Raw genomic sequence first — 17,665 nt, 5'->3', positions numbered from 1 at the left:
GGACAGTGCCATGGCAGATGTTGAGCTGAATCTGACTTTTGATGGTGAAACGGAAATTCCCCGGCGCGAAGGGCAGCCCACGGTCCCGTGGGATAACAGGTTCCTGAATACCTACAACGTCTTTGAAGGGAACCCGGACAACCGCCTGGTGGCTGACGTCAGCCTGACTGGTGAGAAATGGACGGCCAAAATCGTCCGTTTCGGCGATGATGCGGGAACCAATCTGACGCGGATCACCGACACCGACAGTGGCGCTGAACGCCGGATCGACTATCTGGAGGTTGGCTACAATTCCGAGATTACCCTTGATTCCACCCGTATACGGCAGATCAACGGCTGGGATGGTGAAAGGCACATGGTTACCCTGGGCAACAACCAGGAAGGCAGCACCTTTTCCATTTTCCTGTTTGCTGAGGAAAATATCCTGACCACGGGGAATGAGCATGTCTTCAACATTCAGACCGGTCTTGGCAGCAGCGATGCTGACCGCGCCAAGGGCGATTTGATTACCATCGGCACCGGCGGCGCGGGGACTGTGCGTACCGGGGCGGGGGACGACAAGGTGGTGGTCCGCGAGGGGTTTGCCGACTTTGTCAGCACGTCCGGCGGCGACGACAAGGTGATTGTTGGCGCCAGCGGTGCCGGTGTGATCCGCACCGGGGACGGCAGGGACACCATCCGCACCGGATCGGAGTGGGTGGAATTGATCTCAGCCGGCGGTGGCAACGACACTGTTGTAATTGGTTCTGGCGGCGGCGGCGTGGTCCGCCTGAGCAGCGGCCGTGACGTGGTGAAAGTCTCGGAAACTGATCCGGAGGCCGGCCTGTACATCGCTGGCGGCAGCGGTCGGGATACCGTGGATTTCTCTAAGTTTTCCATCGGCGTCGTGGTCTCGTTGAACCTGAAAGGTGCCTGGCAGAACCCCGGTGCGCCGGGCGGCAAGCTGGATGAAGACGGCAGCGGGTTCCTACAGCTGACGGGCTTTGAAAATCTGGCGGGCACCGCAAAGGGCGACAGGATGACAGGAGATGGCGGTGCCAACCTGCTTGCTGGCAAAGGCGGCCACGACCGTCTGTTTGGCCTTGCCGGTGCCGATACGCTGAACGGCGGCGGCGGCAACGACCGGCTGAAGGGCGGGGCCGGCAGCGACACGCTGAACGGCGGTGGCGGCAATGACACGCTCACCGGCGGCGGCGGCGCCGACACCTTTGTGTTCGGCTCCGGAGGCGGCGATGATCTGGTCAGGGGCTTTGCTGATGGCACTGACCTTTTGCAGATACGGGGCCACAGCGGCGGATTCGCCAGCCTGGAAATCTGCGACGACGGCGGCGACCTCCTGATCGCATACGACGGCGGAACCATCCGGCTGGATGGCGAAGCGGGTCTTGGACTGGCCGCAGATGACTTTGTCTTTGTCTGACGCCGGTCTGCGGCGCAATCTCAGGGCGGGCCGGATGGCCCGCCCTGCTTTTTGGGGGCAAGAGAGCAGAGGCGGGGCACGGGCGCGCAGCCTTCCGCGCGGCACCGGTCAAACATTTATTCAGGAGGCATTTTTTAATGGCTGGTTCGCGGCTAGGCTGTCAGAAAGGCAAGAAGAGGGAGGATTATCTGCAATGGCATCTGAAAAGCCCTTTGGCGTGCCGCCGCTGAAACCGGTCACGACGCCGATGCTGGTCGAGGCGCTGCGCCGGGGCTGGGCGGACTTCTGTAAGAAACCGCTTTTCGGGCTGTTCTTTGCCGCGGTCTATGTTCTGGCAGGCTGGGGCATGGCCTGGATCACTGTGCGCACCGGCACTACCTACTGGCTGGTGCTGGCCGCGATCGGCTTCCCGCTGATCGGCCCGTTCGCCGCGGTCGGGCTATATGAGGTCTCGCACAGGCTGGAGCGGGGCAGGGGCATTGCGGCCGGCCGGATCCTGGGCGTGGTCCTGCAGCAGAGCCGCCGCCAGCTGCCGTCGATTTGCGCCATCATAGTGGTGGTGTTTTTGTTCTGGTTCTTCCTCGGCCACATGATCTTTGCCTTGTTCATGGGCCATGCCACCATGACCAATATCTCCACCTCGGCGGAAGTGTTCCTGACAGCCAACGGTCTGACCATGCTGGCCGTCGGCACCGTGGTCGGCGCGCTGTTTGCGCTGCTTCTTTACATGATAACGGTGATCGCGCTGCCGCTCTTGCTGGACCGCGAGGTGGACTTTGTGACCGCAATGATCACCAGTTTTCAGTATGTGCAGCAGAACTTCACAGTGATGATGATCTGGGCGGCGCTGATCGCTGCCGCCACCTTTGCTGCGCTGTTGCCCTGGTTCCTGGGGTTGTTCCTGGTGCTGCCGCTGCTGGGCCACGCCACCTGGCACATCTACCGCCAAGCTGCGGCTGAATAGCGTTAGCGGAAGGGCTGGCCGGTTTGCAGCAGGCGCCGGTGGAAAGGCAGAAGCGCCGCTTCATCGGTAAAGCCCGCGCTGCGGGCGGCGGCCAGCACCGGCCCGGTGGCGCGGCCCAGGTGCTCATAGACCATCCGCGTCACCCGTTCCCCGGCACCGCCTTCGCGCACCGTGCGGGCGACGTAGCCGCACCAGAAATTGTTCTCCAGCGAGGCAACCCGCGCCAGATAGTTGAAAGAGTAGGTCATCGATTTGCGGCGGGCGATGACAAAGGCGACACCGTCCTCGTGGCCGCTGACGTAGCCGCGGAACTCGCGCACGCCCGGGGTGGCCGGCAGGCCCTGGCTCAGCATCGCCTCCTTGGCCTCAAAACCTTTGATATATGTGACGCCTGCGCCGCGGAACACATAGACCAGTCCGATTACGAACTTGTCCTCGCTGATGAAGCTGCGGCGGGTGAAGCGGTAAAAGCCGGAGGGAAAGAACTCCTCGCTCAGCTGCTGAACGCCATGTCCCAGGAAATCGGCCAGATAGGCACCGTTGATAACCTGCCCGGCTTTTGACAGGGTTTCCACCGGGTCCAGAAGAATACGGGCATCGACGTCAAAAAAACGGCAAATACGGTCCAGAACGTCCGGCCGCGGAAAACTCTCGCCGGACAGGTACCGGTTGAATTGGGTGCGGTTGATACCCAGCTGCCGGGACAGTTCGGAAATTGACGGGTACTGCCGCGCCAAAAGACGCAGATTGGCGCCAAACATGTTCCGCAGGTCGGCCGGAGAGCGGTTCTGGCTGTTCATTCTGGTTCCTGTCGATTCTGCTTTTGCGCAGGATTATTCCCGCTTCCCGGTGGCTTATGCGAATTTTCCGCACTGTATACGCAGGTATTGCTGCTGATTGCAGACACTGCTGATGCTAATTAACGTCAGAAGGCTAGTTGAACTGACACAAATTGCAATAGCACAGGCCGCTTTTTATCGTGTTGGCGTCAGTCTATTTGTTTCAGAATTAACTTGGGGCAAAACGAGGACTGGTATGATTGGAGTTATTTTATGGAACGACGATCCCCTCACCAAAGCCGTGATCTGGTGTGATGACCAGGGGGATCTTGCTTTCTACACAAACAAAGCCGGTGCCGATTTTGGGGAGCTGAATCCTGGGGATTGGGTTGAGTTCGACATCAGCTTGAGCGGCAACCTGCGGATTGCCGAAAATCTGACTGTGCTGCTGGAACAAGGCAGCCCTGGTCTGGCTGACCGGCTGTGCACATCGGCAGGCCGCGGTCAGGAAACTGACGCCGGCTCTCAGGAGCCGACAGTTGTTCCGTTTCCGATGCAGGCTGCAAAAAAGCGGCGCGCTGCCGCACCGCTTCAGGTCATTCGAAGCTAGAACCGGCCCGGTTTCGGGCCGGTCAAAGGGTCAGTTGCCGCGCAGCAGGGCGGCAACTCCGGTACGGGCGATCTCGCTTAGGCCCAGCGGGCGCATCAGATCGGCAAAGGCGTCGATCTTCTCCGGCGCGCCGGTGATTTCAAACACAAAGCTGTTCAAGGTGCTGTCGACTACATTGGCGCGGAAGATATCCGCAAGCCGCAGTGCCTCGACGCGCTTGTCGCCTTCACCTGCCACTTTCAGGATTGCCAGCTCGCGCTCCACTGCGGCGCCTTCGACAGTCAGGTCGTGCACGTCGCGGACCGACACGATCCGGCCCAGCTGCGCCTTGATCTGTTCGATCACCTGCGGGGTGCCGGTGGTGACAATGGTGATGCGGCTTAGATGGCCGGTATGGTCGACCTCGGCCACGGTAAGGCTTTCGATGTTGTAGCCGCGGCCCGAAAACAGGCCGATCACACGGGCTAGAACGCCGGGTTCGTTTTCCACCAGAACCGCAATGGTGTGGCGTTCCTGCACGTCCGAGAATGTCGGGCGCAGGTTGTAGGCGGAATGGCGGGTGGAGCCTTTTTTGATATGCAGGGCAGACATTCGTGGTCTTCCTCTCGTATGTCGCTGCCAGGAAAACTTGAATTTTCCGGGCTGATTTCGTCGAAGAAAATTGCGGCGCCGCCGCGGTTACACCAGCACCGCGCCGCCGGCCTGGATGACGCCCTGCGTTTCGGCCTCGCCCAGCAGCATCTCGTTGTGCGCCTTGCCTGACGGGATCATAGGGAAGCAGTTCTCATGCTTCTCGACCAGGCAGTCAAAGATCACCGGCCCGTCGTAGTCGATCATTTCCATGATCGCATCATCCAGATCGGCGGGGTCGCTGACGCAGATGCCCTTGGCACCAAAGGCTTCAGCGAGCTTCACAAAATCGGGCAGCGCTTCGGACCAGCTGTGGCTGTAGCGTTCGCCGTGCAGCAGCTCCTGCCACTGGCGCACCATGCCCAGGCGCTCGTTGTTGAGGATGAACTGCTTGACCGGCAGGCGGAACTGAACCGCGGTGCCCATCTCTTGCATGTTCATCAGCCAGGAGGCCTCGCCTGCGACGTTGATCACCAGCGCATCAGGATGCGCCATCTGGGCGCCGATGGAGGCCGGGAAGCCATAGCCCATGGTGCCAAGCCCGCCGGAGGTCATCCAGCGGTTCGGGTCTTCAAAGCCCAGGTACTGCGCCGCCCACATCTGGTGCTGGCCGACCTCGGTGGTGACATAGCGGTCGCGGCCTTTGGTCAGTTCCTCCAGACGCTGCAGCGCATACTGCGGCTTGATTGTCTTGTCCGAGTTCTTGAACGACAGGCAGTTCACCGCGCGCCATTCATCAATCTGTTTGTGCCATTTCTCCATCGCCTCGCGGTTCATCTTGCGGCCGCGCGATTTCCAGACCTTCAGAATATCCTCCAGCACATGGGCGACGTCGCCGACAATCGGGATATCGACCCGGATCACCTTGTTGATCGAGGAGGGGTCGATGTCGATATGCGCCTTTTTTGATTTGGGGCTGAAGGCGTCGATGCGGCCGGTGATCCGGTCGTCGAAACGGGCGCCGATGTTGATCATCAGGTCGCAGCCGTGCATCGCCATGTTGGCCTCATACAGCCCGTGCATCCCCAGCATACCCAGCCAGTTCTTGCCGGAGGCCGGGTATGCGCCAAGCCCCATCAGGGTTGAGGTGACCGGAACGCCGGTGCCGTCCACCAGCTCGCGCAAGAGCTGGCTGGCCGCATTGCCGGAGTTGATGACGCCGCCGCCGGTATAGAACACCGGCCGCTTGGCAGTTTCCAGCGCCTCGACCAATTCGGTGATCGCTTCCATGTCGCCCTTGACCTGCGGCTGGTAGTGCGAGGCCGACGGTTTCGGCGCCTGATACTTGCCATTGGCGAACTGCACGTCCTTGGGGATGTCGACCAGAACCGGGCCGGGGCGGCCGGACTTTGCGACGTGGAACGCTTCATGCAAGGTGCCGGCCAGCGCATTGGTGTCCTTAACCAGCCAGTTGTGCTTGGTGCAGGGGCGGGTGATGCCGACAGTGTCAGCCTCCTGAAAGGCGTCGGAGCCGATCATGAAGGTCGGCACCTGGCCGGTCAGAACCACGATCGGGATCGAGTCCAGGAGCGCGTCGGTGAGGCCGGTGACCGCATTGGTGGCGCCGGGGCCGGAGGTCACCAGAACAACGCCGGGCTTGCCGGTGGAGCGGGCGTAGCCTTCAGCGGCGTGCACGGCACCCTGTTCATGGCGGACCAGCACGTGACGGATGTCATTCTGCAGAAAAATCTCGTCATAGATCGGCAGCACGGCGCCGCCTGGATATCCGAAGACTACGTCCACACCCTGATCCTTCAGGGCTTGGACAACCATCTTTGCGCCGGTCATTTCACGTGTCATCTGCTTTTGCTCCAATTGGCGGCATCGTCCGTTACGCATAAAAAAAGCCCCCGATTTTCATTCGGAGGCGCATGGGTTCGATTATGGTTTACCGTTACCGGCCCATGCGCTTGGTTCCTACGATTACGACTAGGGTGGTCACTGCCACAGGCTCCTCTTTGCGTTGCGGGCGACATTATGTCTGCCGGACTGGGGCGTCAACCGCGAAAGCTGTCAAAAATTGCCTGTTCAGGGACATTTTCTTGCTTCTGCCCGTGGCGTGGCGAAACTTCCGCGAAAATGGATGCAGATTCCCGGGCGGATTCGTACAAAACCGGCACGCCCGTGTCCCGTTTGTGCCAGATCGCCCCCGCGCCAGCAGGCAAGCTGACCGTAATAGGGGCAACAGGAAGAGGCATGGACATGGTTGAACTTGCAGAACTGGTGGACCTGGGGCGCTACCCGATCGACAGGCCGGACTCTCCTGCCTATGCGCGGATGATGGCGGACGTGCAAGGAGAGCTGGAGGCTGATGGCTGCGCGGTACTGCCGGGATTTGTGCATGCAGAGGGCATCGGCAGGCTGGTGGCAGAGGCAGATACCGTTTCGGGGCACGGCCATAAATCGTTCAGCCGCACTAACGCATATTTTTCCAAAGACGATCCGTCTCTGCCGGAGAACCATCCGGTACGGCAGTTCTATGATCGTTCCAACGCCTTTATTCCGGCGGACAACTTCGGTGCTGCCAGCCCGTTGCGGACGATCTACGAATTTCCCGGCTTTATGCCCTTCATCCGCGCGGCGCTGGGGGAGCCTGAGGGCCGTTTCTTCCGTTATGACGATCCGCTGGCCGATGTGATCATCAACATGGTGGAGGAGGGCGACGGCTTTCCCTGGCATTTCGACACCAACAACTACACCGTGACGCTGGCCATTCAGAATGGTGAAGCGGGCGGCGAATTCGAATACGCGCCGATGCTGCGCACCTCCGCGGACGAAAACTATGACGGCGTGGCGCGGGTGCTGGCGGGCGGCTCGCCCCTGGTGCGGCGGCTGGTGCTGCAGCCGGGCGACCTGCAAATCTTCCGCGGCCGCTATTCGCTGCACCGGGTGGCGCCGGTTGAGGGCCCGCGCAAGCGCTATGTCGGCATCTTCTCCTTTGTCGAGACCGAGGGTATGTGCGGCGGGGTGGAGCGCACCAGGCAGCTTTATGGCCGCGTCCTGCCGCGCCACTATGAGCGCGAGGGACTGCGCGCCGACGCGCTGCGCGACTGAACTGGCGGCGCGCGTCTGGCTTCATGCAGATCCGTTTCCGCCTGCGGCGGGTCTTTGCTGCGGGGGAATTCCGGGCCTTGGCGCTCCTCCCGGTTTCTGGCAGCATGGCTGACAAAGGATCCGGATGTTACCGGACGGCGAAAACAATCAGCACAACGGGCAGCAGCATGAGCATCACACGGCGTCACTTCGGATTTGGACTGGCCGCCTTCGGGCTGGCGGCCTGCAGCAGCACGGTGCCTTCGGGCGGCGGTCCCGGCGGCGCGTCCAGCCTGCCTGCGGACCTGCGCCCGGTGCCCAATGCGGGGTATAACGCCTGGATCGCGTCCTTCCGCACACGGGCCGAGGCGCGGGGCATTTCCCAGTCCACCCTGCGCGCCGCCTTCCGCGGTGCAGGCTACCTGCCGGGTGTCATCAAACGCGACCGCAACCAGACCGAATTCAAACGCTCGCTGGAGGACTACCTGTCCATTGCTGTGTCAGACGAGCGCCTGAGTAAGGGCCGTGCTGCTTTTGCCCGCCACCAATCCACCCTGCGCACGCTGGAGCGCACTTATGGTGTCGATGCGGAAATCATCTGCGCGATCTGGGGTCTGGAGAGCTTCTTTGGCGAACGCCGCGGCAACGTGCCGGTGATCTCAGCCACCTCGACACTGGCCTATGACGGGCGGCGCGGTGCTTTTTTTGAAAAACAGCTGCTGGCAGCGCTGAAAATCCTGCAGAACGGTGACATCACGCCCGCCCGGATGACCGGCAGCTGGGCCGGCGCCATGGGGCATACGCAATTCATTCCGACCTCCTATCAGGCCTTTGCAGTGGATTTCACCGGCGACGGGCGCCGTGATATCTGGTCCGAGGACCCGACCGATGCGCTGGCCTCCACTGCGGCCTACCTGCAAAGAAACGGCTGGAAGCGCGGCGTGAAGTGGGGCGGCGAGGCCGGAGCGCCCGGCACCCCGTCGGGACGCAGTTTGCAGCCGCAGCCGGGCGGGCCGGTGTTCTCTGTCACCAGCAATTTCAATGCGATCAAGCGCTACAACAATTCGGATTCATATGCGATCGGGGTGGGCCATCTGGCAGACCGTATCGCAGGCGGCGCCCCGCTGCGCGCCAGCTTCCCGCCGGACAAATACGGGCTGACCAAGGACGACCGCATCCTGCTGCAGAAACGGCTGACCGCGCGCGGTTTTGACACCGGCGGAGCAGACGGGGTGCTGGGGCCGAAAAGCCGTGCCGCGGTCAGCGCCTACCAGTCCAGCCGGGGCCTGCCGGCGACCGGTGATCCGTCTCAGGCACTGCTGGCCAGCCTGAACTAGGGGCAGGGCGTTTCAGAACCCGGCACCGGTGCCCTGCAGCACGCCATGTTCCAGCGCATAACGGGTAAGGCCGGCGGTGGAGGAAATGCCCAGCTTACGCTTAATGTTCTTGCGGTGGGTCTCAACAGTTCTGACTGATATATCAAGAGCTTGCGCGACTTCTTTGTTGGATTTTCCCTGCGCTAGCTCCAGCAGAATCGTCTGCTCGCGCCCGGTCAGCGCTTCGCGGCTGTTGCCGTCCTTGGGCTTCAGTGAGCCTTCGGCGCCGGTGCAGAGGTAGGTCTGCCCCTCCATCACCGCGTCAATGGCCTGCTTAATCTCTTCCGTCGGCACGTCCTTCAGCACATAGCCCATCGCGCCATGGCTGAGCGCGGTTGTGATATATTCGGCGCTGTCGTGCATCGACAGGATAAGGATGCGGGTGCCGGGATGCTGTTCCAGGATGATCTCGGTGGCTCCGAGGCCGCCAAGCTTGGGCATGTTGAGATCCATCAGCACCACGTCAGGCGCCAGGCGGCCCATCTGCTCCACCGCATCGCGCCCGTCGGTCAGGGAGCCGACAACCTCGATATCGTCGTAGCTTTCCAGGATCGACTGGATGCCTTCGGCGACCATCGGGTGGTCATCCACGATCAGAACTTTAACCGGATCAGCCATCATTCCCCCGATGCAGCTTTCCATTATTCAAAGGCCGTGCAGACCGCCGCGGCATCCTCCGGTCACGGCAATTGCACAGGTGTGCCTTCCTCGCCCGGCGGCAGCAGGTGGCTCAGCGGCAGACTGGCCTCAATCACCGTACCGCTCTGGGTGCCCCGTGATGACAGAATGCGCAAGGTTCCGTCAAGCTGCTCAATCCTCTCCTGCATATTGCGCAACCCGATCCCCGGTCCGGTGCGGGCATCGCGCGGTGGCAGGCCGCGGCCGTTGTCGGAGATCCGCATGGTGGCGCCGCGGGTGTGGCCGCGCAGGTCGATTCTAACCCTGGTTGCTTCGGCGTGGCGCTCAATGTTGGTCAGCGCTTCCTGGGCGATGCGGTACAGCGCGATCTTGGAATCCTGGTCCAGACGGTTGCGGAACACCACTGTGGAAAACTCGGTCTCAATGCCTGTCCGCACCGCAAAATCATCGGTCAGTGCCTTCAGCGCCGGGCCCAGGCCCAAATCGTCCAGCACGCCGGGGCGCAGGTCGCGGCTGATCCGGCGTACTTCTGTAATTGCGGTCAGCAGGCTCTTGGTGCCTTTCTCCAGCGGCGCTGCTGCACCCTCGCCATCACCGCGCGACAGGCGGCGGCGGGTGTTGTCCAGCGCATAGCGCACCCCCACCAGCAGTTGGCTGATACCGTCATGCAGCTCCCGCGCCACGCGGCCGCGCTCCTCCTCCTGGGCGTCGAACACCCGCTGGGTCAGCTCCTTCAGCTTGGCATCCGCCAGCCGCCGCTCGCGGATGTTCAGGAACATGCCGGAGGCAAAGACCAGCACCAGTGACGTCAGCGTGATCGCCCCGATGTACAGGAACGTGCGGCGCACCCGCGCCTCCACCTCCGCGCGCGAGGCGGCCACCGTGGCCAGCACATCGTCAATAAAGACACCAGTGCCGATTGCCCATTGCCAGTCCTGCAGGCCCAGCACATAGGCGATCATCTGCGCTTCTTCGCCGGTGGAGGGTTTCTCCCAGGTGAAGCTGTGCCAGCCTGCGCCATCGCGTGCCAAACGGATGAACTCATCCACCACTGGCACGCCGGCGCTGTCGGTGAGCCCGGCCCAATTGCGGTTAATGTATTCGGTCTGCCGCGGGCTCACCAGGTTGGTGCCATTGTAGTCGTAGACAAAGAAGAACCCGTCCTTGCCGTAGATCATCGCGCTGAGGATCTGGGTCACCCGCTCCTTGGCTTCGCCGTCATCGGGCGCCGCCAGGCCATAGATATGCGCAAAGCCATTGCGCGCCTGGGTCACGTAATTGCGCAGTTCCGCCTTCTTGGCTGCCAGCAGCTGCATCTCCAGCGCCTGGATTTCGCGCTCTGCCAGGCTGCGCGACTGGTAGCCCACCAGCACAGCAATGGCTGCGCCGGCCACGATCAGCGGCAGGGTCATCAGCAGCGACAGCTTCTGCGCGTAGGTCGGGCGCAGGAGGGCATGAAACAGGCGCATCGTCACTCCGCAGCAATTGGTCAGATTCGTGTACCGAATCATTGCCCAGCCGCCCAGTAGAATCAAACAGGGCAGGGCGGAATACCCTTGATGCGGGAGAGGGTGGCGTTCGCCACCCGCCTGAAATGCGTGCGATTTGCCGCAATACCCGGCAAAAACGTTCGGTTCTACGCAGTACTAGGTATTCACATAAAATTCATCGCCGCTAGGCTGGCCGCACTCGAACCGATCCGCCCCGGGGGGACCTAGGGCAATCCGAATTGATAATGGGAGGAATAATTAATGGATCGCCGTTCTTTCTTGAAAACATCCGCGCTGGGCGGGTCCGCAGCAGCAGCCAGCACCCTGGCGGCACCGGCCTATGCCCAGGGCAACCGCACCCTGACCATGGTCACCACCTGGGGCCGCGGTTTGGCCGGCGTGCATGACTCGGCGCAATTCGTGGCCGACACCATCACTGCCATGTCCGACGGCAGCCTGACCGTCGACGTGAAAGCCGCAGGCGAGCTGGTTGGCGCGTTTGAAGTGTTCGACGCCGTGACCGCAGGCCAGGCCGACATGTATCACGCCGCTGACTATTACTTCGTCAGCCAGCATCCGGGCTACGCCTATTTCACCGCCGTGCCCTTCGGCATGACCCCGCAGGAACTGGTGAACTGGTACTACCACGGCGACGGCCATGCGCTGCATGACGAACTGGGCCAGATCTTCGGCCTTAAGTCCTTTATCGGCGGCAACACCGGTCCGCAGGCCGGCGGCTGGTACAACAAAGAAATCAACGGCCCCGAGGACTTCAACGGCCTCAAGTTCCGGATGCCGGGCCTGGGCGGCAAGGCTCTGGGCAAACTGGGCGCATCCGTGCAGAACATTCCGGGTTCCGAAGTGTATCAGGCGCTGTCCTCCGGCGCGATTGACGGCACTGAGTGGATCGGTCCCTGGGCCGACGAGAAGGCGGGTTTCCAGGAAATCACCAAGACCTACTACACCGCTGGTTTCCACGAGCCGGGCGCGGCGCTGTCGGTTGCCACCAACCGCGAAGTGTTCGAAGGCCTGTCGCCCGCTCATCAGAAGATCATCGAGATGGCATCGGCCGCCGGCCACCAGTGGAGCCTGGCGCAGTTCATGAACAACAACGGTGCAGCGCTGCAGCGTCTGCAGTCCGGCGGCGTGAAGACCCTGGAATTCCCCGACAGCGTCTGGGATGCCTTCGGCAAGGCCACCAAGGAAACCCTGGACGAGTTCATGGGCGACGAGCTGTTTGCGAAGATCCGCGGCAGCGTAGAATCCTCGATGAAAGCCTCCTCCGGCTGGATCACCAAATCCGAAGGCGCCTACCGCGTTCAGCGCGACCGCGTTCTGGGCTGATCCGCCTGACCGGTATCAACCGGATCCTCCGCGCACGCCGCGGGGGATCTTTTTCCAGTTGCGTGATGCGGGGCTTCGGCCGGCCGAAAGGCCGCGCGCCTGACCCGCCGCAGCAAAGACCCCCGGGGGAAACATGCAGGAAGAGAGTGGCCTCACCTTCTTCGGCGCCATAGCGGGCGGACTGCTCTGGCTGGTCCAGAACATCGCCGGCGCCTTTTACAATTTCGGCTATGCCGTCACCCATCCGCAGCTCTGGCTCGACTGGTCCGACAAGGCCTCGATCATGCGTTTCGTGTATTACGGCGGCTCGGTCGAGTTCTTCTTTGTCGTCTTCACCACCTTCCTGGTGCTGACCGCCATTGGCATCTACTTCCGCGGCTTCATGTGGGGCATGGTCCGCGGGCTGGAAGGCCTGGCCAATACCGTCGGCCGCTTCTTCGCCTGGGCGGGCCTGCTGATGGTTTTGCAGCAGATCATCATTGTCTTCATGCAGCGGGTGTTCGCGCGGCCGGACATCAGCTTCGGCTTTGGCATCCCGTTCAGCCATGACATCAGCTGGTTTGCCGAGGAATTGAAGTTTTACAATGCCTTGGTGGTCTGTCTTTGCGTGACCTATACCTTCGTGCAGGGCGGCCACGTGCGGGTGGACCTGATCTACTCCGGGATCAGTTTCCGCGCCAAGCGAGTGGTCGATATGCTCGGCTCTTTGCTGTTCATGATGCCTGCGGCGGTGCTGACGTGGATGTACGGCTGGTTCTTCCTGTGGCGCCACCTGATCGTTCCGAAACCCTCGGCCTCGGACACGCTTGACCGGCTGGTGATGAAATCCCGCGCCCTGCGCTGGAACGTGGAAACCATCGGCTTCAGCCCCAACGGGTTCAACGCCTACTTCCTGTTCAAGATCCTGCTGATCGCCTTTGCAGGCCTCGTGTTCCTGCACGCCATTGCCTTCTTCTACCGCTCGTTCCTCGAGTTTGTCGAAGGCCAGGGCAGTGAAAACAAATACCTCGACAAGGATAGCCTTGGAGAGGGTGAAGAAGCCTACGAAGGCACGCACTAAAGGGACGTCGGAAACATGCTATTTGGACTTGATGGCGTCGAGATCGGCCTGCTCATCGTATTTTTTTGCCTCTTCGGGGGCATTCTCTCCGGCTTTCCGGTGGCCTTTGCCATCGGCGGCGCCGGGATCATCTCCTTCGGGATCATCGCCGCGCTGGACAGTTCCGGTATCCTGATCCACCAGGCCATCGACACGTCTTCGCAGGCCTACCGCGATCTGGTGGGCTCCGGCATCAGGCCGGACAAGATATCGGTCTTCCGATACCCGGATTTGCCCAGGCTAGCCGAACCTGTGTTCACCCAAGGGTGGGAAGTGGCGCTGGACCGCAACGTTTCCTTCATCGTCAACCGGATGAATGAACGGGTGCTGGCGGGTGCGTCGATTGAAACCCTGCTGGCGGTGCTGATGTTCGTGCTGATGGGCATCACCCTGGAACGTTCCAAGATCGCCAATGACCTGCTGACCACCATGGCGCGCGTCTTTGGCCCGCTGCCGGGCGGCCTGGCGGTGTCGATTGTTGTCGTGGGCGCGTTCCTGGCGGCCTCCACCGGCATTGTTGGCGCGACCGTGGTGACCATGGGCCTGCTGGCGCTGCCCACCATGCTGCGCAACAACTATTCGCCGGAACTGGCGACCGGCGTGATTGCGGCCTCCGGCACCCTGGGCCAGATCATCCCGCCCTCCATCGTGATCGTTCTCCTCGGCACGCTGGCAGGCGACCTATACTCCACCGCGCAGGAAACCCGCGCGATGGAGGCTGGCTGCTCCGATGCGCTCACCTACTTGGGCGAACCGGCGGTGGTTTCCGTCGGTACATTGTTCCAGGCAGCACTGCTGCCGGGCATCCTGCTGGCGATCCTCTATGCCACCTATGCCTTTGGCTATGCGCTGCTGAACCCGCACAAGGCGCCGGCGGTCAACCTGGAAGGCGGCACCGGCGAGGTGATCACCCGCAACGAAGGGCTGATCTGGTTCCTGGGGGTGCCTGCGGCGCTGATCGGCGGTGCCATCCTGCTGTCCAGCTTCAACGTTATCGGCAGCCAGAACATCGTCGTCTCCACCTTCTCGGACGCCGGTGAGACAGCCAGCCTGCGCACCAATGTCGGTGCCGAATGCAAGGCCTCGATGATCGAGCTGCACGGGCAGGACGCCTGGGATGCCGCGGTGGACGAGCAGAAAACCATCAACGAGGCCGGCGGTGTGACCCTGGCCGAGCGGCTGAGTGAAGAGCAAATCGCTGCCGCCCGCGAGGCCAAGATCGCAGCGGCACCCCCGATTGGCACCGGTATCACCGCGATCATGGTGCTGCTGGGCCTGGTGCTGGCCTTTGGCCGCGGCGTGGCGCCTTCGCGCGATGCCAAGCCTCTGATCCTGGGCGCCATCGGCATCTTGCTGATTGCGCTGGTGGATCTGGTCGCGATTGCGCCGACCACCTCTGCCGGTGTCACGGTGCTGTGGATCGCCTTGCCGCTCTTGCTGGCGCTATGGGGCTGCCGCGAGGCTGCCGCCCGCTGCGCCAGGAATGATCTGATCCGGGTGGTATTCCCGCCGCTGGTGCTGATCGTTGCGGTGCTGGGCTCTATTCTCGGGGGCATCACCAACCCGACGCCGGCCGCGGCGCTGGGGGCAGGCGGTGCCATCATGCTGGCGGCCTACCGCAAGCTGCAGGACGAGGGCAAATCGGGCAAGATCATCATCTGGTCCACCTTTGCTGTCATGCTCTGCATCCTGATCGGCATGAACTTCGATCTGCGGGTGAACCAGGGCGGCGTCAGCGTCGAAAGCTGGATCGCCTTCATCGCCGCTTATGCGATGTACCTCTACGCGCTGTTCGGACTGCTCTATGGCTGCTGGGTTCTGTTCCGCTCCGGCGTGCTGACCCCGGTGGTGCGGGAAACCGCCAAGGTGACTTCGATGGTCTTCACCATCCTGATCGGCTCGCAGCTGCTCAATCTGGTAGTGATCTCATTTGGCGGCGAACACTACATCCAGCAGTTCCTGAAGAGCTTCGACAACGAGATGACGGTCTTCCTGATCGTGATGCTGGTGCTGTTCTTCCTGGGCTTCGTCCTGGATTTCCTGGAGATCATCTACATCGTGATCCCCATCGTCGGGCCGGTGATCTATGGCGGGTCGTTTGATCCGAAGTGGGTGACCATCATGGTGGCGGTGAACCTGCAGACCTCCTTCCTGACACCGCCCTTCGGCTTTGCGCTGTTCTACCTGCGCGGGGTGGCGCCCAAGGAGGTGACGACAGCCCATATCTACCGCGGGATTGTGCCCTTCGTGCTGATCCAGGTGGTCGGTATCGGCATCCTTTGGATGTTCCCGTCGATCGTCACCATCGTGCCGGCGCTGATCCCGAACTGATCCGGGCAGCAGGACAAGAAACGGAAAAGGGGCCCGATTCGGGCCCCTTTGCATTGAGACAAGGAAAGGGCGCTGCCCCTCTGCGCGCGTGGCGCGCATTCACCCCGGGATATTTCCAGCCAGAAGAACAGGGGGCCTTGCGGAGAGCGTCAGGCGAACTGGATCAGGTCCCAGCGGTTGCCGAAGGGGTCGCGCCAGACGGCGACGGTGCCATAGGGTTCATGGCGCGGCTCTTCTTCGAAGGTGACGCCCTTGGACAGCATCGCCGCGTGGTCACGGGCGAAATCCTCAGTGGCCAGGAACAGGCCGATGCGGCCGCCGAACTGATTGCCGGTCACCGCCTCCTGCTCAGGCCCTTCGGCGCGGGCCAGAATCAGGCTGCCCTGTCCGGCGCCCGGCGGCAGGATCCGCACCCAGCGCTTGCGGCCCTGGTCCACGTCCTCTGCCAGCTGCCAGCCCAGCTGGCCGCAGTAGAAGCCGATGGCGGCGTCGTAATCCGGCACCAGCAGCGAAACGGCGTGGAGATACTGCACTAGCTGCCCCGGTGAATGGGTTGTTCCGGCAGCTGGATATTGGCGACCTGCTCTGCAATCGGATCGGTGGACAACGGGTGGCTGGCGGCCTCGAATTGCTCCGGGTTGAACATTTTTTTCCATTTGCTCTGGTGGTAGATCTCAAGCCCGGAGAACTTGGCCTTGTAGCCCATCTTCTGGCTGCCGGGCACCCAGTAGCCGAGGTAGACGTAGGGAAGCCCCGCCTCCTGCGCGATCTTGATGTGATCCAGGATCATGAAGGTGCCGAGCGAGTCCTGCGGCCGGTCCGGGGCGTAGAAGGAATAGACCATGCTGAGGCCGTCCTCCAGCACATCGGTCAGCGATACCGCGGTCAGTTCGCTGCTGCCCGGCGCGGCATATTCCACCACCCGGCTGCGCACCGGGGTTTCCTCGATCATCGCGGCGTATTCAAAGACATCCATATCGGCCATGCCGCCATCGGCATGGCGGCTGTCCAGATAGCTGCGGAACAGGGCGAACTGGTCCTCTGTCGCCCAGGGCGAGGTGGCGCGCCGCTCCAGATGCGCGTTGCGTTTCAGGGTGCGTTTCTGGCTGCGGGTGGGGCGGAACGCGGCGACGTCGATCCGCGCCGACAAACAGGCCGAACATTCCGAGCAGGACGGCCGGTAGAGCACGTTCTGCGAGCGCCGGAAGCCCTGCTGGCTGAGGCTGTTGTTGAGCTGCTCCACCCCATCGCCCTGCAGCGCGGTGAACAGCTTGCGCTCCATCCGGCCCGCCAGATAGGGGCAGGGCTGCGGCGCAGTCACATAGAACTGCGGTGCAATAGGAAGCGTATGGCGCATAGGAACCCGTCAGCAGTTTCACAGGGCAGGCGGAACAGATCGCCTGCGGTCTCTGGGATGATAGCAACGCGGTTCCAGCGCGCCAAGCGGTCTTGTGGAAAATGGTTTAACGGTATCTTGCCGTTTCCGGTCAAACCCGGCGGTTCAGCATCACCGTGCCGAGGAAATGGTCGGTCAGCCCCTGGCCGCGCGACGAGGTCAGCATCAGGATGACCGAGATCACCTGCAGGACCGGAAGCGCCAGCGACAGCGAATAACCTGCGGTATGAAGTGCGGCCATTCCGCTGTCGAGCCGCTGGCCGGCGCTGTCGCGCAGCTCAATCCCTGCAAAGCGCATGCCCCAGGTGGCAGAACCATTGGCGATGGTCACCGTCCGGTAGGCAAAGCCCACCGCCAGGTACAGAAGCGGCCAAATCAAAAGGCCGGTAAAGGCAGTCAGCACCACAGCACCGGCGCTGAGACCAAAGATCAGGATGCAGTCTATGATCCAGGCGATCAGCCGCTTGGCGGGCACTGACGCATAGAATTCTGCCTGGTAGTCGGGATCGGGCAGGGCGGTCATGCAGGGGTCCTTTGCCAGTTTGCTAAAGGGT

At 62.2% G+C, this 17,665-nt stretch carries 17 protein-coding genes; 8 read left to right on the top strand and 9 right to left on the bottom strand.

Annotation, left to right across the window (positions count from 1 at the left end):
- The first annotated feature begins 10 nt into the window (after positions 1–10).
- Both AC5STB_RS19275 and AC5STB_RS19270 read left to right on the top strand, forming a co-directional pair.
- Positions 11–1,420: a calcium-binding protein gene (locus AC5STB_RS19275; protein WP_495444389.1), complete on the top strand. Its 1,410-nt coding sequence runs from the start codon at positions 11–13 to the stop codon at positions 1,418–1,420.
- Between the two features lie 193 nt (positions 1,421–1,613).
- A complete protein-coding gene (locus AC5STB_RS19270) occupies positions 1,614–2,384 on the top strand; it encodes a DUF2189 domain-containing protein (RefSeq protein ID WP_495444388.1) in 771 nt (256 codons plus the stop codon).
- 2 nt (positions 2,385–2,386) lie between these two features.
- Here the strand turns inward: AC5STB_RS19270 and AC5STB_RS19265 are convergent, their stop codons facing one another.
- Positions 2,387–3,184, bottom strand: a complete 798-nt coding sequence (locus tag AC5STB_RS19265) for a helix-turn-helix domain-containing protein (RefSeq protein ID WP_495444387.1) — start codon at positions 3,182–3,184, stop codon at positions 2,387–2,389.
- Between the two features lie 112 nt (positions 3,185–3,296).
- Here AC5STB_RS19265 and AC5STB_RS19260 point away from each other — a divergent pair, with 112 nt between their 5' ends.
- On the top strand, positions 3,297–3,773 hold the full coding sequence (locus tag AC5STB_RS19260; protein ID WP_495444386.1) for a S1 domain-containing protein: 477 nt from the start codon (positions 3,297–3,299) through the stop codon (positions 3,771–3,773).
- 30 nt (positions 3,774–3,803) lie between these two features.
- Here the strand turns inward: AC5STB_RS19260 and ilvN are convergent, their stop codons facing one another.
- From ilvN to AC5STB_RS19245, 3 genes are all read right to left on the bottom strand, one after another.
- Positions 3,804–4,364, bottom strand: coding sequence for an acetolactate synthase small subunit (gene ilvN, locus AC5STB_RS19255; RefSeq protein ID WP_222475237.1), 561 nt, complete (start codon positions 4,362–4,364; stop codon positions 3,804–3,806).
- Between the two features lie 87 nt (positions 4,365–4,451).
- Positions 4,452–6,203: an acetolactate synthase 3 large subunit gene (locus tag AC5STB_RS19250; RefSeq protein ID WP_495444385.1), complete on the bottom strand. Its 1,752-nt coding sequence runs from the start codon at positions 6,201–6,203 to the stop codon at positions 4,452–4,454.
- Positions 6,204–6,400: 197 nt separating this feature from the next.
- The gene (locus AC5STB_RS19245; RefSeq protein ID WP_495444384.1) at positions 6,401–6,607 is read right to left on the bottom strand and encodes a hypothetical protein; all 207 of its coding nucleotides are present in this window, start codon (positions 6,605–6,607) and stop codon (positions 6,401–6,403) included.
- Between AC5STB_RS19245 and AC5STB_RS19240 the strand changes: the two genes are divergently transcribed.
- Together AC5STB_RS19240 and AC5STB_RS19235 are read left to right on the top strand one after the other, a co-directional pair.
- A complete protein-coding gene (locus AC5STB_RS19240) occupies positions 6,606–7,457 on the top strand; it encodes a HalD/BesD family halogenase (protein WP_495444629.1) in 852 nt (283 codons plus the stop codon). The two genes, AC5STB_RS19245 and AC5STB_RS19240, sit on opposite strands and share 2 nt — an antisense overlap.
- Positions 7,458–7,624: 167 nt before the next feature.
- Positions 7,625–8,773 (top strand): lytic murein transglycosylase, encoded by a 1,149-nt coding sequence (locus AC5STB_RS19235; RefSeq protein WP_495444383.1) that lies wholly within the window; start codon positions 7,625–7,627, stop codon positions 8,771–8,773.
- A 12-nt stretch (positions 8,774–8,785) separates the two neighbouring features.
- On the opposite strand, the gene AC5STB_RS19230 is transcribed toward AC5STB_RS19235, so the two are convergent.
- Positions 8,786–9,430, bottom strand: a complete 645-nt coding sequence (locus tag AC5STB_RS19230; RefSeq protein ID WP_495444382.1) for a response regulator transcription factor — start codon at positions 9,428–9,430, stop codon at positions 8,786–8,788.
- Positions 9,431–9,492: 62 nt separating this feature from the next.
- Positions 9,493–10,920, bottom strand: a complete 1,428-nt coding sequence (locus tag AC5STB_RS19225; protein WP_495444381.1) for a cache domain-containing protein — start codon at positions 10,918–10,920, stop codon at positions 9,493–9,495.
- Positions 10,921–11,202: 282 nt separating this feature from the next.
- Between AC5STB_RS19225 and AC5STB_RS19220 the strand changes: the two genes are divergently transcribed.
- The 3 genes from AC5STB_RS19220 (at position 11,203) to AC5STB_RS19210 (ending at position 15,715) form a co-directional block, all read left to right on the top strand.
- Positions 11,203–12,285 carry a TRAP transporter substrate-binding protein gene (locus tag AC5STB_RS19220; RefSeq protein WP_495444380.1) on the top strand — a complete coding sequence of 361 codons (1,083 nt, stop codon included), beginning with the start codon at positions 11,203–11,205 and terminating at the stop codon, positions 12,283–12,285.
- A 133-nt stretch (positions 12,286–12,418) separates the two neighbouring features.
- A complete protein-coding gene (locus tag AC5STB_RS19215; protein ID WP_495444379.1) occupies positions 12,419–13,345 on the top strand; it encodes a TRAP transporter small permease subunit in 927 nt (308 codons plus the stop codon).
- Positions 13,346–13,360: 15 nt separating this feature from the next.
- Positions 13,361–15,715: a TRAP transporter large permease gene (locus AC5STB_RS19210; RefSeq protein WP_495444378.1), complete on the top strand. Its 2,355-nt coding sequence runs from the start codon at positions 13,361–13,363 to the stop codon at positions 15,713–15,715.
- 149 nt (positions 15,716–15,864) lie between these two features.
- Here the strand turns inward: AC5STB_RS19210 and AC5STB_RS19205 are convergent, their stop codons facing one another.
- The 3 genes from AC5STB_RS19205 to AC5STB_RS19195 all read right to left on the bottom strand — a co-directional run bounded on the left by AC5STB_RS19205 (position 15,865) and on the right by AC5STB_RS19195 (position 17,634).
- On the bottom strand, positions 15,865–16,248 hold the full coding sequence (locus AC5STB_RS19205; protein WP_495444377.1) for a VOC family protein: 384 nt from the start codon (positions 16,246–16,248) through the stop codon (positions 15,865–15,867).
- Positions 16,248–17,072, bottom strand: coding sequence for an arginyltransferase (locus AC5STB_RS19200; RefSeq protein WP_495444376.1), 825 nt, complete (start codon positions 17,070–17,072; stop codon positions 16,248–16,250). The genes AC5STB_RS19205 and AC5STB_RS19200 overlap by 1 nt, the downstream gene beginning before the upstream one ends.
- Before the next feature lie 130 nt (positions 17,073–17,202).
- A complete protein-coding gene (locus tag AC5STB_RS19195; protein ID WP_495444375.1) occupies positions 17,203–17,634 on the bottom strand; it encodes an RDD family protein in 432 nt (143 codons plus the stop codon).
- Positions 17,635–17,665: the final 31 nt, after the last annotated feature.

The organism is Leisingera sp. CC-HEC093, from assembly GCF_059429195.1.
The sequence above is the reverse complement of the archived record's forward strand: the minus strand, read 5'-3'. Positions and strand labels throughout refer to the sequence as shown.

Coding starts and splice junctions, on each gene's coding strand:
- AC5STB_RS19275 (WP_495444389.1), top strand. CDS start 11: ATGGCAGATGTTGAGCTGAATCTGACTTTTGATGGTGAAACGGAAATT.
- AC5STB_RS19270 (WP_495444388.1), top strand. CDS start 1,614: ATGGCATCTGAAAAGCCCTTTGGCGTGCCGCCGCTGAAACCGGTCACG.
- AC5STB_RS19265 (WP_495444387.1), bottom strand. CDS start 3,184: ATGAACAGCCAGAACCGCTCTCCGGCCGACCTGCGGAACATGTTTGGC.
- AC5STB_RS19260 (WP_495444386.1), top strand. CDS start 3,297: ATGCTAATTAACGTCAGAAGGCTAGTTGAACTGACACAAATTGCAATA.
- ilvN (WP_222475237.1), bottom strand. CDS start 4,364: ATGTCTGCCCTGCATATCAAAAAAGGCTCCACCCGCCATTCCGCCTAC.
- AC5STB_RS19250 (WP_495444385.1), bottom strand. CDS start 6,203: ATGACACGTGAAATGACCGGCGCAAAGATGGTTGTCCAAGCCCTGAAG.
- AC5STB_RS19240 (WP_495444629.1), top strand. CDS start 6,606: ATGGTTGAACTTGCAGAACTGGTGGACCTGGGGCGCTACCCGATCGAC.
- AC5STB_RS19245 (WP_495444384.1), bottom strand. CDS start 6,607: ATGTCCATGCCTCTTCCTGTTGCCCCTATTACGGTCAGCTTGCCTGCT.
- AC5STB_RS19235 (WP_495444383.1), top strand. CDS start 7,625: ATGAGCATCACACGGCGTCACTTCGGATTTGGACTGGCCGCCTTCGGG.
- AC5STB_RS19230 (WP_495444382.1), bottom strand. CDS start 9,430: ATGGCTGATCCGGTTAAAGTTCTGATCGTGGATGACCACCCGATGGTC.
- AC5STB_RS19225 (WP_495444381.1), bottom strand. CDS start 10,920: ATGCGCCTGTTTCATGCCCTCCTGCGCCCGACCTACGCGCAGAAGCTG.
- AC5STB_RS19220 (WP_495444380.1), top strand. CDS start 11,203: ATGGATCGCCGTTCTTTCTTGAAAACATCCGCGCTGGGCGGGTCCGCA.
- AC5STB_RS19215 (WP_495444379.1), top strand. CDS start 12,419: ATGCAGGAAGAGAGTGGCCTCACCTTCTTCGGCGCCATAGCGGGCGGA.
- AC5STB_RS19210 (WP_495444378.1), top strand. CDS start 13,361: ATGCTATTTGGACTTGATGGCGTCGAGATCGGCCTGCTCATCGTATTT.
- AC5STB_RS19200 (WP_495444376.1), bottom strand. CDS start 17,072: ATGCGCCATACGCTTCCTATTGCACCGCAGTTCTATGTGACTGCGCCG.
- AC5STB_RS19195 (WP_495444375.1), bottom strand. CDS start 17,634: ATGACCGCCCTGCCCGATCCCGACTACCAGGCAGAATTCTATGCGTCA.